The following is a 15558-nucleotide window of genomic DNA, read 5'->3' as shown; positions in this document are numbered from 1 at the left end:
TCATGAAAAGGGCGCGTTTACGGGCGCATATAACAGCTCTCCCGGCAAGTTTGAGCAGGCAAATGGGGGTACCTTGCTACTCGACGAGGTTTCAGAAATGGATCTCGGCTTGCAGGCAAAGCTATTGCGCGTATTGCAGGAGCGAGAGGTTGAGCGTGTTGGAGGTAAGAAGCCAATCAAGCTTGATGTCAGGGTTTTAGCTACAACCAACCGAGCGCTCAAATCGTATGTGGACGCAGGCAAGTTTCGAGAAGATTTGTTTTACCGCCTTAGCGTTTTTCCAATGGCGTGGAAACCTCTGCGCGAAAGACGCGATGATATTTTGCCAATCGCGGAGCGCTTACTTCAGGTGCACGCAACCAAGATGCGTCGCGGAGCTATGACGCTAGATACTCAGAGTAAACAACACTTGGTGAATTACCCTTGGCCGGGAAATGTACGAGAGCTCGATAATGCGATTCAGCGTTCCTTAATTCTTGCAGAAGGAAGTGTCATCGAGTCGTCGGATCTCATACTGGAAATGCCTGAGAGCACCGTATCTGACAATTCTTTGACGGTTCGACCTGATGCTGACGAAGTTTTGTTTGTAGAAACGGAACCGGCTGCGCATCAGCGAAGCGAAGGGGAGGATAGCCCTCAGAGTTTAAGCGTGCACATAGACTCAAGTGCGTTAAACAAGGATCTAAAGCTGCGCGAGTTTCAAATTATTATCGACACTCTTCGCGAGGAGGGTGGAAAGAAGAAGCAAACAGCCGAGCGCCTGGGTATTAGTCCAAGAACGCTACGATATAAATTAGCTCAGATGCGTGAAGTTGGCATCGACGTTGCTTCAGAGATAGCAGCATAGTGAAAAGTGTCAATTGTTTGATGCTTTCTTTCTATCTCTGACTAAATCTTGAGTGTTTACTTGAGTAAGTATTTAGTTTGTCAATCTGCTGATATTCGGGGCCTTTAGGCCCCATTTTTTTGTCTAAAATCGGCGTTCGAAATTTAGCGCTTAAATAGGGGCTGTTGGCCTGTTTTGTGCAGTACTCTTTGGTAGACATGATCACGCAACGAAAAGTTGACGCATTTAACGGGGGAGGCGCTTATGTCAGGTATTAATTCAGTCACTGGCAGAGCCGATATTTCACAAGTATTGGCGGAGATGCGCAACTTGCGCTCACAGATCAAGCCCGCGGAAGATCTGAAGCCAGAGGTCTCGCCAACGCGCATTGATTCCGTTAATAAACCGAACGAAGTTCCGAAATTTAGTGAGCTTCTATCTAGCGCTGTAAATGGCGTGAACGAAGCGCAGAAAGCCTCAAGCGCGATGAAGACAGCGTACGAGCAAGGCGATCCCAATGTCAGCATTACCCAGGTGATGATCCAGTCGCAAAAAGCCTCTGTTGCTTTTGACGCTGTCACTCAGGTTCGCAACAAGGTCGTCAAAGCATATGAAGATATCATGAAGATGCCGGTTTAATTGGCGTGATTTATAAATACGAAGCGTGGCAGCGAACATGAGTGAAGCAACGGTACCAGCAACCACATCAAGCGTCGTCCCTGAGGCGCCGCAAAGCGATTTAATGACAGGCGTTAATCGCCTTGGACTGTTTCGACAAATCGGACTGATGATTGGTCTTGCCGGCAGCGTCGCACTGGGGCTTGCACTCGTGCTTTGGTTGCAGGAGCCGAACTACCAGCCAGCGATGCAAAACATTGCAGCGCAGGATATGGATGAGGTAACGCGTGTCTTAAATCTCAACGGGATCGATTTTAAGATTGATCCCAAGACTGGGGTATTGCTGGTTGCTTCAGAGCAACTTTATCAAGCGAAAATCAAACTTGCTGCATCCGGGATTTCGTCAGACCAATCGGTTGGTTATGAAATCCTAGATCAGGATCAGGGTCTCGGTAGCTCTCAGTTCATGGAGTCCACACGCTTCAAAAGGGGCTTGGAAGGTGAGTTGGGCAGGACGATTTCTAGCTTTAGAAATATCCGCTCTGCTAGGGTGCATTTGGCAATTCCAAAGCGCTCTGTTTTCGTTCGAGATTCGCGCGCGCCTTCGGCATCGGTGTTGATTGAGGTGCCTAACTTACGTGGGGTGACTCGAGAGCAGGTGGAGGCGATCGTTAATCTAGTTGCTGGCAGTGTTCCTGAAATGAATAAAAGCCAAGTCACGGTAGTGGATCAGCGTGGCAATTTGTTATCCAAGAATAATGAGAGCCAGGAAGATGCCCGTGTTTCGCGTGAGTTTGAGTATTCGCGAAAAATGGAGTCAGTACTGAATAATCGTATTAGCAGCATACTGGAGCCAATCGTTGGTACTGGTCGCTATCGTTCCGAGGTTTCTGCGGATGTTGATTTCACCGAGATCGAAGAGGCAGAAGAGCTGTTTAATCCTGATATGGCTGCGGTACGAAGTGAGCAGACCTTAGACGAGCAGAAAACAGCGGGTTTAGACGGTGGCATTCCTGGCGCTTTAGCAAATCAGCCGCCTGCAGATGCGCAAGCGCCAGAGCAGGCGGGAGGCGCGCAAGCTCAGGGTGATGATGCAAATCCAACTAGTCTGCGAAAACAGTCAACCCGTAACTATGAAGTCGATAGAACGGTGAGTTACACAAGACATCAAAAAGGGCGTATCAGCCGAATTACTGTTGCGGTCGCGGTTGATGACATCCGGAATATTAATCCAGAAACCGGCGAGGTGAGTTTCCAGAAATGGAGCGACGCCGAGCTTGAACGGCTAACACTGCTAGTACGCAATGCCGTAGGTTACTCGGCTGCACGCGGTGATAGCGTGAATGTGTTGAATACTCCATTCGCTCCTCAAGAAGTCGAAGAGTTCATCGAGCCGAAGCTTTGGGAGCAATCTTGGTTCTGGGAGGTTGTATGGAAGGCTCTTGCGGTCATTGTTGCGCTTATCGTCGTGTTTGCTGTGATCCGACCAACGTTTAGAAATCTGGCTAGCTCCGGTGCTCAAGCGAAAGAGGCATCCTTTGGTGGCGGCGACATGGACGGCGGTGGACTAGACTCGTTCGATCGGGTAGAAGGTGGCGGAGGCGTCGCTGCATTAGGGTCATCAGGTGAAGATTTTATGCTTCCCGGGGCGACTGAAGGGTATGATAAGCAAGTAAACGCTTTGAAGGGCTTAATCGCCGAAGATCCTGCGCGCGTCGCACAAGTAGTAAGAACATGGGTAAATCACGATGGCTGATAACGCACCTGCTGAAACTAGTGGCAATCTACCTGCACTTCCTCGTTTGGAAGCAGCGGCTATTTTATTGCTGAGCTTGGGCGAAGCAGACGCCGCACAGATTCTTAAACACATGGGGCCTAAAGAAGTTCACCGCGTCGGTACGACGATGGCGAACATGGCAAATGTGACGCAAGAGCAAGTTGAATCTGTGCTTGTAGAGTTTATTCAAGAAGTGGGCCGGCAAACTGGCATGGGTATCGGTTCTGATGAATACATCAAGAACATGCTCACCGAAGCGCTCGGAGAAGACAAGGCATCAGGCCTCATTGACCGCATACTTGTTGGTGGTAATACCACAGGATTGGACACCCTTAAGTGGATGGAAGGGCGCGCTGTCGCGGAGTTGATCCGCTACGAGCACCCACAAATACAGGCTATCGTGGTGTCTTATCTAGAGTCCGACCAAGCAGCTGAAGTGCTCGGTATTTTGGATGAAAAGGTGCGCCTTGACGTGATGATGCGTGTTGCCTCGCTTGATACGATTCAACCGCAGGCGCTTCAGGAACTGAATGACATTCTTGAGAAACAGTTCTCTGGCAATACGGCGACCGCAACAAGCAAAATTGGCGGTGTGAAATGCGCTGCTGACATTATGAACTTTATGGAGTCCTCTATAGAGGGCGACCTGATGGACAACATTAAAGAAATGGACTCTGAACTCGGGAATGAGATTGAAGAGTTAATGTTCGTCTTTGATAATTTGAAAGATGTGGATGATCGTGGCGTTCAAACCTTGCTACGTGAAGTTTCCAGCGAGGTTCTTATCGTGGCATTGAAGGGTGCCGATACAGAACTTCAAGAAAAAATCTTTGCTAACATGTCGAAGCGGGCTGCTGAGCTTCTGCGAGATGATCTTGAGGCAAAAGGGCCTGTTAAGGTCTCAGAAGTGGAAGCAGCACAAAAAGATATTCTTACCATCGCACGTCGTCTGGCGGATTCCGGAGAAATTATTCTCGGTGGCGGTGGTGAAGAAATGATCTAGGCATTGTTGCATGACCGACCAAAAAGACAAAGCGGCGGCTAAGTCTGTCAAAGAGATGACCGCGTATGAGCGTTGGGAGCTGCCTAGTCTTTCTGATGGTGGACCGGCTGCTCAGAGCATGCGACGTACCGAAACCGTTAAGCCCTTAACCGCAGATGACTTAGAGCAGATACGCAAAGAAGCCTACCAAGATGGACTCAAGCAGGGTAAGGCGGATGGTTTCAATCAGGGTGTCGTCGAAGGCCGCAAGAAAGGTCTGCAAGAGGGTAAGCAAGAGGGACTCAAGCTTGGCCAAGAGCAGGCAAGACTTGAGCTGCAGAGTAACCAAAAGTCGCTCGAACAGCTCTTCACCAATCTGCTTCAACCAATCGAAGAACAAAAAGAGGCCGTTGAGCAAGTTCTCTTAAACACCGTGCTTGCTCTTGTGCGCTCGGTGATTCACTTGGAAACAACGATGAATTCTGACGTAATCAAGCAAGCCTTGACGCGCAGCATTGATAGCCTTCCCAAACACGCGCAAGACATCACAATCCAGTTGAACCCCCAAGATAGAACGTATGTTGTCGACATCATTCAGGCGCTTTCCCCTGAGGCGACGGTGCGACCGAATGCAGCAATAGCAAGGGGCGGCTGTATTATCGAGACGACCGACCAAGTGCTTGATTACACAGTAGAAAAACGCTACCAACTCGCGGTTCAAGCGATGTTGATGGACGCAGCAAAGGCACAGAATTTTGAAGTGCATCAAGAAACGCCCGACTCAATGCAAACACATACGGATTACTCAAGTGCGTTGCTCAGCGAAGGTCAGCAGTTGGCGGAGCAAGAGCAGGTTCAAGGCAACATACCAAACGATTCTGAATCGAATGTGCACGCGACAAGTGATCAGGTTGATGGTGAAGAGAAACGCTCAATGGAACAGGAGTCTCCTTCGGATTCATCGAGTGATGAGACAGAGATAGAGCCGGGGCCAGAACATGAGTGATTTGCTTCAGCGTTTGGTGGATTATCAGCAAGCAGCGCAAGGGCTTGATTCGATTGCGCCAGAAGCGAGCGGACGCCTGACTAGAATGGTTGGCTTGACGCTTGAGGCACAGGGCTGCCAGGTGGTTGTCGGGGATCGATGCCTAATCGAGGGGGCAAACCAAGAATCAATAGAAGCTGAGGTAGTAGGTTTTGATGGCAACAAGACCTTTTTAATGCCGTTGGCCGCTGTGAAGGGTTTTAAACCAGGCGCTAGAGTTACGCCGTTAGCGAACACAAATGATGTGCCTGTTGGAATGGGGCTGCTGGGTCGAGTGCTTAACGGCAGTGGATATCCGATTGACGGGAAGGGAGAGCTTGATGCGGATCACTACGTGCCTGCAAATGCAGATGTCATCAACCCTTTAGAACGAGCCCCCATAAGAGCGCCGCTTGATGTTGGAATCAAGGCGATCAATGGCCTGCTTTCTGTAGGTATTGGGCAGCGTCTTGGCTTATTTGCTGGCAGTGGTGTCGGTAAGAGTATGTTGCTCGGGATGATGACGCGATTTACCAACGCAGATGTGGTGGTAGTGGGACTTATCGGTGAACGTGGTCGCGAGGTGAAGGAGTTTATCGAGGACATTCTTGGTGATGAGGGTTTAAAGCGTTCAGTGGTCGTTGCATCGCCTGCGGACGATTCACCGCTCATGCGAATGCGCGCTTCGACGTTATGTACGCGAATTGCCGAGTACTATCGTGATAAGGGAATGCGAGTTCTCTTGCTAATGGATTCGCTCACTCGATATGCCCAAGCTCAGCGTGAAATCGCATTGTCAGTGGGCGAACCGCCTGCGACAAAAGGTTATCCACCATCCGTTTTTGCAAAAATTCCTCAACTTGTTGAGCGCGCAGGAAATGGGATCGAAGGCGGTGGTTCAATTACGGCGTTTTATACGGTGCTAACAGAGGGCGACGATCAACAAGACCCCATAGCGGATGCAGCACGGGCTATCTTGGATGGGCATATTGTATTGTCACGCAGTTTGGCAGAAGAAGGGCATTATCCAGCGATCGATGTGGAAGCCTCTATTAGTCGTGTCATGCCTCAAGTGACGGAAGCGCAGCACTTTAAGGAGGCACAACGCTTTAAGCAATTACTGGCAAAATACCAACAAGCACGCGATCTTATCTCGGTTGGCGCGTACTCGCCCGGTTCCGATCCGGATACGGACTTTGCCATTTCACGGATTGATCGCATGAAGCAGTTTTTGCAGCAGGGCCTAAATGAACGCGCCACCTCCCAGGTGTCGATAGGTCAACTACGAAATGTGATCGCGCCCGAGGCCGAGAGTGCCTCAAAAACCGAGTAATGCGCCATGGCTGATCTAAACAAGATCAAGCGTATGAGCCTACTTGTGCAGCTTGCTCAGAACAATGAAGATGATCGAAGCAAGCACCTAGCACAGGCGAGAGCAGCGATGGATGATGCCAAGGAGCAGTTAGCTAATTTGCAGGAGTATCGCGCAAACTACCTGGAAAGCTTGCGGGGTAAAATGTCGGGGGCTTCCAATCCTTATAATCTAACAAGCTATCAGCAATTTGTTTCTCAACTGGCCGACGCGATCAGTCAGCAAGAACGTGTCGTAGAACAAAATCAGGTTTTCTTTGAAAAGATCAAGAGCTTGTGGGTGCATGCGAGAGAGAAACGACGCTCTCTCGAGCGCCTGAGAGACGAGGCTAAACGTCAATACGAACAGCAGCGAGACAAGAAAGAAGAGGCGCGCATCTTGGATGATTTTGTTGCAAATAAATACCGCTAATCGCTATGGGATTAGTGGTTCCTGCTTACCCATCTTATTACTCACCTCCTGTTAGAACCTCCGCATTTTTTTCTGCTGTTTTCGTCTCATAGCGAAGTGGGCAGCTCATACTTTCTATTTTCTAAAATATCTCTTTTGGCTATAAAAGATTGAAATATTTATAACCTTATTTTCTAAGTCTGCTGTTTTGCAAACGTGCATTTATAAAAAACCAAACTACATTAGTTGTGTCGCGTCATGCATTGCTTCATGACGTGCGACCTTGAAGTCAGCTAAATAGAGGTGGTTCGTGTCAGATAATGAAATCGTTCTAGAGGGTGCGTTGACGATCGCAAAAGCAGAAGCCTTGCACCTTCAGATAGAGACTCTACTTCACGACCATTCAAAGATTTGTATCAATGCGACCGCGGTAGAGCGGGCTGATACCTCAATCGTTCAGTTGTTGTCGTCGCTATGTGAAAGTGCTGATGATGTGAATGTTGAGTTACAGCTACTCGCGTCCGAGGGACTAAAGGAATGCACGGTGCTTCTAGGCTTTAACAGTCTTTCAGAACGTTACGTGTAAGAATCGCAAAACGAAAGCGCCTGCGCGCACTAGGACAGGATAGAGGTTTTATACATGGCAACGATATTGGCTGTTGATGACTCTGCATCGATGCGACAGATGGTCTCATTCACGCTAAAAGGGGCGGGCTTTGATGTTATCGAAGCGGGTGACGGTCAAGAGGCTTTAGACAAGGCGAAAAACGCTTCCGTTGATTTGGTTCTTTCTGATGTGAACATGCCCGTAATGGATGGAATCGAGTTAGTAAGAAACTTACGAACACTACCTGAGTATAAATTCACGCCTATTTTGATGCTGACAACCGAATCGGCAGGAGACAAAAAGTCTGAGGGAAAAAATGCCGGCGCAACGGGTTGGCTTGTGAAACCTTTCAACCCAGATCAATTATTGGCCACCATTAAAAAGGTGATGGGCTAGTTTTTGACGAGCTTAGAGGTACACGATGAGCGTAGATCTTAGCCAATTTCATCAAGTCTTTTTCGAGGAAAGTAATGAAGGGCTCGATATCATGGAGTCCGCTTTGCTGGAGCTTGATCCAGAGGCATTGGACTCAGAGAGAATCGACGAAATCTTTCGCGCAGCACACTCGATAAAAGGGGGTAGCGGCACCTTTGGTTTTCAACAAATTGCAGACTTCACTCATGTTGTCGAAACCTTACTGGACTTAATTCGATCCGATCAATTCGATATCCAATCAGAACACGTCGATCTGTTTCTTCGCTCGGTCGATTGTATCCGTACAATGGTGAATCAACTTGAAGATGGTCAAGAGTGTGAAACCGAATTAGCCGGCCAGCTCAAAGCGGAATTTGAGGCGATTCTTAATGCCCGAGATGGGCAAGGTGCCGATACGCCTTCCGCTGATTCAGTCGGAGACGGAGCGCGCGACTCCGGTTCAAAGGGCTGGCAAATTTATTTTCGTCCGGATGCCGATATTCTCAGAACTGGGAATGAACCCATTCGGATGTTTCGTGAACTTCAAGAGCTTGGACCAATTGAGGTGCAGGCAGACTGCTCTGGCATACCCAAGCTTTCGAATATAGAGCCCGAAGCATGTTATTCAGCATGGAATATTTCGCTCTTTGCCGACGTTGAAAAAACGAAAGTGGAAGAGGTCTTTGAGTGGGTTGTGGATGAGTCAGAATTGACGATTGACCCCCTTGATCTCTCAAATTTGCCGAGCGCGAAACAGGTTGGCGCGGATAGTACAGACGCCGTAAGTGTCGCGCCTGAAGCCAGCGTCGGCGACAGTGCTGATACGCCGTTATCCGTCCAATCAGCAGATGTGCCAATTGCCGCAGCGACTGAGTCTGCTGCAGCCCCAACACCGATCGCGAAAGTAGAACAAAAAGCTAAACGGGAAGCGAAGCCGGAAAGCGCCTCTATTCGCGTTGGAACGGACAAGGTGGACAGTCTCATTAACATGGTTGGCGAGTTAGTCATTACCCAGTCTATGTTAGGCGAGCTTGGACGCAATTTTACGGTTGATCGTTTGCCGAGATTGCTCGAAGGGCTTGATCAGTTGAATAATCATACCCGTGAGCTTCAGGAAAGCGTTATGCGCATCCGCATGCTTCCCATTAGCTTTGCTTTCTCGCGTTTTCCGCGCCTCGTTCACGACACCAGTAAGTCTCTTAATAAAAAGGTAGAGCTTGAATTGCTTGGCGAGCAAACCGAACTTGATAAAACTGTGATGGAGCGTATTGGCGATCCTCTCGTGCATCTTGTTCGCAATTCGCTTGATCATGGTATTGAGTCACCTGAAGCCCGTATCGCGGCGGGCAAGGATGAGATGGGTAAAATTACCCTCAATGCGTTTCATCAAGGCGGCAATATTGTCATCCAGATTATTGATGATGGCGCAGGTCTGAACAAAGATCGTATTTTAAGCAAAGCGATAGAAAACGGCCTGGTGAAGCCTTCAGATAATCTTTCCGATGACCAAATTCACGATCTGATTTTTAAGGCCGGTTTTTCGACGGCTGCGGAAATTACCGACATCTCCGGACGCGGTGTGGGTATGGATGTGGTTCGCAGAAACATTCAGGAGCTAAATGGTTCCGTTGAGGTCGAATCAACAGCGGGTGAGGGCAGTACGTTTACCATTCGCTTGCCACTAACATTAGCGATTCTTGATGGGCAACTCATTCGAGTAGGGAGCGATGTCTTTATCTTCCCGCTGGTTTCGATTGTTGAATCGATTCAAACCTACGATCAGATGATCCATCGGGTTTCATCTGGCTGCGAGGTACTTCGCTTGCGTGATGAGTATGTGCCTATTGTTCGACTCTGGGATATTTTTAACATCAAACCCGATTCCGAAAAGCTAGAGGATGGCCTCCTTGTGGTAGTTGAGGGCGACAATATGAAGGTCGCCATCTTGGTCGATGATCTTCTTGCTCAGCAGCAAGTGGTGATCAAGAGTCTGCAAGAAAACTACCGTTCTGTGGATGGGATCTCTGGTGCGACAATTCTTGGTGACGGCACCGTGTCATTGATCTTGGATATTGGAGGCTTGGTGAAGCTGTCTGGCGTCAGTCGTGACGACTACAAGAAAACGGTTGCTGACGACGATACGGCAGCTGCATAACAAACCCGTTTGAGATGTGACTATGAGTAATGAACAGCAACCCAGTGTATCTACCAACGAGATCGATGATGCGCTTCAGTCGCAGGTGCAACTTGCCGAGCAATATCTTACGTTTCATATGCAAGACGAAGAGTTCGGAGTGAATATTCTTTCCGTGCAGGAAATCCGCGGCTGGGAAGAGGTGACTGCTATCCCTAACTCGCCAAATCATGTGTTGGGGGTAATGAACCTAAGGGGCACGGTTGTTCCTGTAGTCGATCTACGAATGTGCTTTGGTTTGGTTGATCTGGAGTACAACGATGCGACGGTCGTCATTATTCTAAATATCACAAGTAACAAAGGTAGTAATAAAGTCATGGGTGTCGTTGTCGACGCCGTTTCTGATGTCCACAATTTTGCGGAGAAAGACATTCAGCCTGCGCCAGAGCTTCGTGACAAGCAGCAAGGGCAATACGTGAAAGGTCTCGGGAGCACAGCGGAACATATGGTGATACTTCTTAATCTAAATGAAGGGCTGATCTACGATACAAGTACGACGCATAGTATTCACTAAACGGACTTGGGAGGGCAGTTTGTGGGCGCGGCAGCCAAAGACATACAGCGTGAATTTCACATGTCTGAAAAAGACTTTCAGGCGATCAGTGAGCTTGCATACAAATATACGGGCATTGTTCTTGGAGACCATAAACAAGATATGGTTTATGGGCGTCTTGCGCGACGCATGCGAGACCTACGGTTAACCAGCTTTGTTGATTATTGTCAGCTTATTCAGGAGACCTCTCAGCCAGAGGTCAGTCGCTTCATTAATGCCATAACGACCAATCTTACTTCGTTCTTTCGCGAGTCTCATCATTTTGATTTTTTAACGAATAACGCATTACCCGATTTGCTGAAAGGTAACAACGGCAAAATTCGGGCTTGGTCTGCGGGTTGCTCTACCGGTGAAGAACCGTACTCTATCTCATTAACATTAAACGAATTTTTGCCAATGAAAGCGTGGGACATAAAGGTTCTTGCCACGGATTTGGATTCGAACGTGTTACAAAAAGCATCGCAAGGTGTATACGACATCGAGCGTGTCGAGTCGTTGAGTAAATCGGTCAAAAGCAAGTGGTTTCTATTTGATCGAAATCATAAGGATATCGCTAAGGTGTCCCCGTCTTTGCAGCAGCTAGTCCGGTTTAAGCGCTTAAATTTGCTTGAGGCTTGGCCCATGCGAGGCCGTTTTGATTTTATCTTCTGCCGCAATGTCATGATTTATTTTAATGAAGAAACACAAGTTCGATTGCTCAACCGTTTTGCCGATATTCTTAATCCGGGTGGCTATCTTTTTATTGGTCACTCTGAAAGCCTTCACTCTGTTGCATCTCGCTTCAATTCGCTCGGCAAAACAATCTATCAGTTGAAGGGCTAGACAATGCAACCTGCTGCCGTAAGTACCGGCCCCTTGCCGCTTCCAGAACCGGGTTTTGAGCATGTTAACCGTTATTGGGATAGACGGATGAACATGCCTGCAGCAAAGATTCTTCCAGGCGAGTTGTATGTCAGCCGGCATGGCGAGCTGATTTCGACAGTGCTTGGGTCATGTATTTCTGCTTGCATAAGAGACCGGCAACTTGGTGTTGGCGGGATGAATCACTTCATGCTTCCGCAGGAGGGCGAGCACTCAACAGATAGTTGGGGTGGAGATGTTGCATTGGCATCACGCTACGGAAATTGGGCGATGGAGTACCTAATAAACGAGGTGCTTAAAATGGGTGGTAGCCGCAGAAATCTAGAGGTTAAGGTCTTTGGTGGCGGTAATGTGCTGTCGAATATGACAGAGATCGGTTCGCGCAATGTCGACTTTGTTAAAGCCTATCTCGCGAGGGAAGGGCTTCAGATTTCTGCAATGGATGTTGGCGGCGCCTACCCGAGAAAAGTGTTGTATTTCCCTGACACAGGGGCAGTCAAAATGAAGCGACTGGTGTCTGTCGCCAATGACACCATTGTGAAACGCGAGCGAGATTACCGCCAAGTATTGACCAAGCCAATTGATAGCGGCGATGTCGAGCTGTTTTAGCCTTTTACGCACCATCGAATAAGGAACGTTTTACTAATGTATAAAGTGCTGATCGTAGATGACTCAGAGCTGATTCGTCAGGTATTGACGGAGATTATCGGTCAGGCGCCTGATCTTCAGGTCGTCGGTGTTGCGAGCGATCCGTATGATGCTCGAGATAAGATTAAAGCGCTAAATCCGGATGTTCTTACATTGGATGTAGAGATGCCCAGGATGGATGGAATCTCCTTTCTCAAGAATCTAATGCGACTAAGACCTATGCCCGTGGTGATGATTTCAACTCTTACCGCATCTGGGGCCCCTGTTACCCTTGACGCATTGGAGATTGGCGCTGTTGACTACGTCTGTAAACCACAAGGTGGAGCTTGGGGCGAGCTGGCACAGTACGCTACGGTTATTCAGGAAAAAGTGCGATCTGCTGCAAGCGCAAATATGTTGGCGCAAGAGTCTCGCCCTGCGCCAGGAGTGCCGAAGTCTCATACCGGGGAGGATCGCTTTAAAGTAGGGAAAGTGATTTGCATTGGGAGTTCGACAGGGGGCACTGAGGCATTGAAAGAAGTTCTCCGTTATATGCCCAAAAACTGTCCTCCCATCCTAATGGCACAACATATACCGGCGGCTTTTAGCGCCACTTTTGCGGCCCGGCTTAATGACACAATGCCGATTGAGGTATATGAGGCGAAAGCGGGCATGCCGCTCAAGTCTGGGTGTGCGTATCTGGCCCCAGGAGACCGGCACCTCCGTATAGCAAAACGTGAGAACCGTCTCGTCACATCATTGTTAGATGGAGACAAGGTGAATGGCCATATCCCCTCAGTGGATGTGTTGTTTGATTCTGCTATTGAGCATGTAGGGAGATTTTGCGTTGGTGCCGTCTTAACCGGAATGGGGGTGGATGGTGCAGCAGGGTTGCGCCGGATGCGCGATGCGCGAGGGCATACCATCGCCCAGGATGAAGCATCCAGTGTTGTCTGGGGGATGCCTGGAGCGGCTGTGAAAATGGGTGGCGCAGTTGATGTCTTGCCAATATCGAAGATAGGCAATGCATTGTTGGATGCATGTAAAATTCAATAATAACTGTGACACTTATCGCTCTTTGGTATGGCAGTACTGAAATTATAAACTAAGCTTCCCTTACTCAATTTTAAGTAAGGTGATTGGAGGAAATCTATGTCTGTAGATGCCGCTTATGATGCTTCACACCGTTGTTTGAAAATTCGTATTGATGGCCGGTTTGATTTTAGCCAGCACTCTGCATTTCGATCAGCATATGAGACGGCTAAAGGGGATGTTGACGAGTATGAAATCGATATGAGCGAGACATCCTATCTAGACAGCTCTGCACTGGGAATGCTGTTACTACTTCGCGATCATGCGGGTGGTGCAGACGCTAAAATTGCAATTAGTCATTGTAACGACGATATTCGCAAGGTTCTGACTATTTCAAATTTTGAACAGTTGTTTTCAATTAACTGATTCTCCACACATCCATTTCTAGTCGCGTATGCGTTTGAGGCGTACTCGGAAAAATAAGAGAGCGTGGGTTCTTCGCTTCTCTCCCTGACTTGATGCTCCGCTTTTTTCGACTTTTTCAGCTTTCGGCATGATCTTTGTATTCACTAGATATGTTTTTCCGTCTTTTGAGTAGAAAAAGGTATGCAGCAATTATCTTTACTTCCTTCCTCTGCCACCCCGAAAGTGGACTTGAAGGATGTATCACGCACCGAACAGCATGACGATAGCCCAAGGTTTAAGCAGGCCTATGGTGAAGCTGAAACGGCTTTGAAGAAAGATTCAATGCGCAACACGACCGCAAGAGATAATCATCGTTCTGATCTAGTAGATCAAAATAAGGACCTTGCGGATGCTGACAGCGGAAATGCATTGCCTCAGGACGAGGAGCGCTTGCCGCCGGAAGACGGTAAGGCTTTGCCTCCGCATACGGCGTTATTGAAACTTCAGGATGATGGGGTGCGGTCTGACGGCGGTTCGGGTTCATCTGACGGCCGAACAACATCGCCTCTCGATTCTCTTGGTCGAGCGATCAGTGTGTTGTCAAAGGCAAATGGGCCAATCCTTGAGCAAGGCCGAGCAAATGGTATGATCGTAGAGGCAGCACCTGATCCGGTCTTGTCAGCATCAGGCGCAGGCTCAAATGGCACTATGAAGGGTGGGACACAAAACCTTGGCAAGGGCCATTTTCAGTTCGACATAAATGGTGCTAGCCAGTTGTCTGAAAGCGCAAGTGCCAAGCTCGCTGAATTAGCCGCCAAAGCAACGAATACAGCCGAAGCCGGAGGGGCTGGTGTTAGTGGCACTTCGAGTGCTTCTGAAAAGGCTGTTACGCGTGCTGCACAGGCTAGCCTACTTCGCGGGTCGCCTTTGAGCGGGATAGTTAATGATGCAGAGGGAGTCGTCTCTCAACAAGCATCCGGGCTTAGTGGTAGTGCTATGAATGGTGCTTATCCGAGTGCCTTAACGCCTGCGAATGACCAAGCCGGATTCAATAAGGTGCTCGTTGGTGAGTTCGCTTCGCAGGCCCCTGCGAATGCGACTTCTGATCCGGTGAGTGGAATGCAGGCAGAGTCGGAACTCCGGTTTAAGGCTGCGATGGAGTCCGTTCAAATAGCGCGTGGCACCGATACCGCCGACAGTGTCGATGTGAATGCCATCAAGCTAGACGCATCAATACAGACTGCAAAGGGATCCGATATTAAAGCCGCCGAGGCGCAGGCTCAGAACGTATCGAAGCCCTATGTTAGCTCCTTAGGTATTCCTGTTGATGATGCGGAGTGGTCCAACCAGCTCGGGCAAAAGCTTATGTGGATGAACGCGCGAAACATCCAAAGCGCAGAGTTGCATCTTAATCCGGCAGATTTAGGCCCGATTGATGTGCGTATTCAGGTTGGAGCAGACCAAAGTTCAATTAGTTTCAATACGCAGAATCAAAGTGTTAGAGAACTGTTGGAAGCGAACATACATCGGCTCCGTGAAATGCTAAATAATCCTTCTCAGTCTGAAAGCGATCAATCAGGCGGAACGCTTGCGCAAGACTCTGGTTCGCAGTCCCAAACTCAGTCAAATCGGGAGTCCTATTCCCGTGAGATAGGTGGTTCTGATTCGACAGAGGTTGGTGAGGGTGAGCGTATTACCGAATCCCGGTCTGACTCTGCTGAAGATCGACTCGTCGACGCCTATGTCTAGGTCTAGGTCTAGGTCTAGGTCTTGCCGAGTGACTCCTTTCATATAGATAGATGCGGCCTGATGCAATTTGGCCCGTTGATATTACTCTTGTTTAACCTTGGGCTCTTTCGGCGCTCAATCGGTTAGA

At 48.8% G+C, this 15558-nt stretch carries 16 protein-coding genes; all 16 read left to right on the top strand.

All coding sequences use genetic code 11. From position 1 onward, the window contains the following. A partial coding sequence (locus A3751_RS06340; RefSeq protein WP_197466207.1) for a sigma 54-interacting transcriptional regulator occupies positions 1–847 on the top strand: 847 nt, incomplete at its 5' end. A 243-nt stretch (positions 848–1090) separates the two neighbouring features. Beyond that, entirely contained in the window at positions 1091–1465 is a 375-nt protein-coding gene (gene fliE, locus A3751_RS06335) for a flagellar hook-basal body complex protein FliE (RefSeq protein ID WP_068453493.1), read from the top strand. A gap of 37 nt (positions 1466–1502) precedes the next feature. Beyond that, complete coding sequence (fliF, locus tag A3751_RS06330; protein ID WP_197466206.1) at positions 1503–3200, top strand: flagellar basal-body MS-ring/collar protein FliF; 1698 nt, start codon at positions 1503–1505, stop codon at positions 3198–3200. Further along, positions 3193–4224: a flagellar motor switch protein FliG gene (gene fliG, locus A3751_RS06325; protein ID WP_068453489.1), complete on the top strand. Its 1032-nt coding sequence runs from the start codon at positions 3193–3195 to the stop codon at positions 4222–4224. The genes fliF and fliG overlap by 8 nt, the downstream gene beginning before the upstream one ends. A 10-nt stretch (positions 4225–4234) precedes the next feature. After that, positions 4235–5209 (top strand): flagellar assembly protein FliH, encoded by a 975-nt coding sequence (locus A3751_RS06320; RefSeq protein ID WP_068453487.1) that lies wholly within the window; start codon positions 4235–4237, stop codon positions 5207–5209. Further along, positions 5202–6560, top strand: a complete 1359-nt coding sequence (fliI, locus tag A3751_RS06315) for a flagellar protein export ATPase FliI (protein ID WP_082863091.1) — start codon at positions 5202–5204, stop codon at positions 6558–6560. The genes A3751_RS06320 and fliI overlap by 8 nt, the downstream gene beginning before the upstream one ends. 6 nt (positions 6561–6566) lie before the next feature. Then, complete coding sequence (gene fliJ, locus A3751_RS06310; RefSeq protein WP_068453485.1) at positions 6567–7010, top strand: flagellar export protein FliJ; 444 nt, start codon at positions 6567–6569, stop codon at positions 7008–7010. Positions 7011–7299: 289 nt separating this feature from the next. After that, positions 7300–7575: an STAS domain-containing protein gene (locus A3751_RS06305; protein ID WP_068453483.1), complete on the top strand. Its 276-nt coding sequence runs from the start codon at positions 7300–7302 to the stop codon at positions 7573–7575. Positions 7576–7629: 54 nt separating this feature from the next. After that, positions 7630–7992: a response regulator gene (locus A3751_RS06300; protein ID WP_068453480.1), complete on the top strand. Its 363-nt coding sequence runs from the start codon at positions 7630–7632 to the stop codon at positions 7990–7992. Positions 7993–8017: 25 nt separating this feature from the next. Then, positions 8018–10165: a chemotaxis protein CheA gene (locus tag A3751_RS06295; RefSeq protein ID WP_068453479.1), complete on the top strand. Its 2148-nt coding sequence runs from the start codon at positions 8018–8020 to the stop codon at positions 10163–10165. A 22-nt stretch (positions 10166–10187) separates the two neighbouring features. Beyond that, positions 10188–10718, top strand: a complete 531-nt coding sequence (locus A3751_RS06290) for a chemotaxis protein CheW (RefSeq protein WP_068453477.1) — start codon at positions 10188–10190, stop codon at positions 10716–10718. A gap of 21 nt (positions 10719–10739) precedes the next feature. Then, complete coding sequence (locus tag A3751_RS06285) at positions 10740–11579, top strand: protein-glutamate O-methyltransferase CheR (protein WP_068453475.1); 840 nt, start codon at positions 10740–10742, stop codon at positions 11577–11579. A 3-nt stretch (positions 11580–11582) separates the two neighbouring features. Further along, positions 11583–12227: a chemoreceptor glutamine deamidase CheD gene (gene cheD, locus A3751_RS06280; protein WP_068453473.1), complete on the top strand. Its 645-nt coding sequence runs from the start codon at positions 11583–11585 to the stop codon at positions 12225–12227. Between the two features lie 36 nt (positions 12228–12263). Further along, positions 12264–13301, top strand: coding sequence for a chemotaxis response regulator protein-glutamate methylesterase (locus A3751_RS06275; protein ID WP_068453471.1), 1038 nt, complete (start codon positions 12264–12266; stop codon positions 13299–13301). A 96-nt stretch (positions 13302–13397) separates the two neighbouring features. Further along, entirely contained in the window at positions 13398–13703 is a 306-nt protein-coding gene (locus A3751_RS06270; RefSeq protein WP_068453469.1) for an STAS domain-containing protein, read from the top strand. A 180-nt stretch (positions 13704–13883) separates the two neighbouring features. Continuing rightward, positions 13884–15431 carry a flagellar hook-length control protein FliK gene (locus A3751_RS06265; protein WP_068453467.1) on the top strand — a complete coding sequence of 516 codons (1548 nt, stop codon included), beginning with the start codon at positions 13884–13886 and terminating at the stop codon, positions 15429–15431. Positions 15432–15558 lie beyond the last annotated feature (127 nt).

The organism is Oleiphilus sp. HI0080, assembly GCF_001635135.1.
This window is presented reverse-complemented; position numbering and strand designations above follow the sequence as displayed.

Coding starts and splice junctions, on each gene's coding strand:
- fliE (WP_068453493.1), top strand. CDS start 1,091: ATGTCAGGTATTAATTCAGTCACTGGCAGAGCCGATATTTCACAAGTA.
- fliF (WP_197466206.1), top strand. CDS start 1,503: ATGAGTGAAGCAACGGTACCAGCAACCACATCAAGCGTCGTCCCTGAG.
- fliG (WP_068453489.1), top strand. CDS start 3,193: ATGGCTGATAACGCACCTGCTGAAACTAGTGGCAATCTACCTGCACTT.
- A3751_RS06320 (WP_068453487.1), top strand. CDS start 4,235: ATGACCGACCAAAAAGACAAAGCGGCGGCTAAGTCTGTCAAAGAGATG.
- fliI (WP_082863091.1), top strand. CDS start 5,202: ATGAGTGATTTGCTTCAGCGTTTGGTGGATTATCAGCAAGCAGCGCAA.
- fliJ (WP_068453485.1), top strand. CDS start 6,567: ATGGCTGATCTAAACAAGATCAAGCGTATGAGCCTACTTGTGCAGCTT.
- A3751_RS06300 (WP_068453480.1), top strand. CDS start 7,630: ATGGCAACGATATTGGCTGTTGATGACTCTGCATCGATGCGACAGATG.
- A3751_RS06295 (WP_068453479.1), top strand. CDS start 8,018: ATGAGCGTAGATCTTAGCCAATTTCATCAAGTCTTTTTCGAGGAAAGT.
- A3751_RS06290 (WP_068453477.1), top strand. CDS start 10,188: ATGAGTAATGAACAGCAACCCAGTGTATCTACCAACGAGATCGATGAT.
- cheD (WP_068453473.1), top strand. CDS start 11,583: ATGCAACCTGCTGCCGTAAGTACCGGCCCCTTGCCGCTTCCAGAACCG.
- A3751_RS06275 (WP_068453471.1), top strand. CDS start 12,264: ATGTATAAAGTGCTGATCGTAGATGACTCAGAGCTGATTCGTCAGGTA.
- A3751_RS06270 (WP_068453469.1), top strand. CDS start 13,398: ATGTCTGTAGATGCCGCTTATGATGCTTCACACCGTTGTTTGAAAATT.
- A3751_RS06265 (WP_068453467.1), top strand. CDS start 13,884: ATGCAGCAATTATCTTTACTTCCTTCCTCTGCCACCCCGAAAGTGGAC.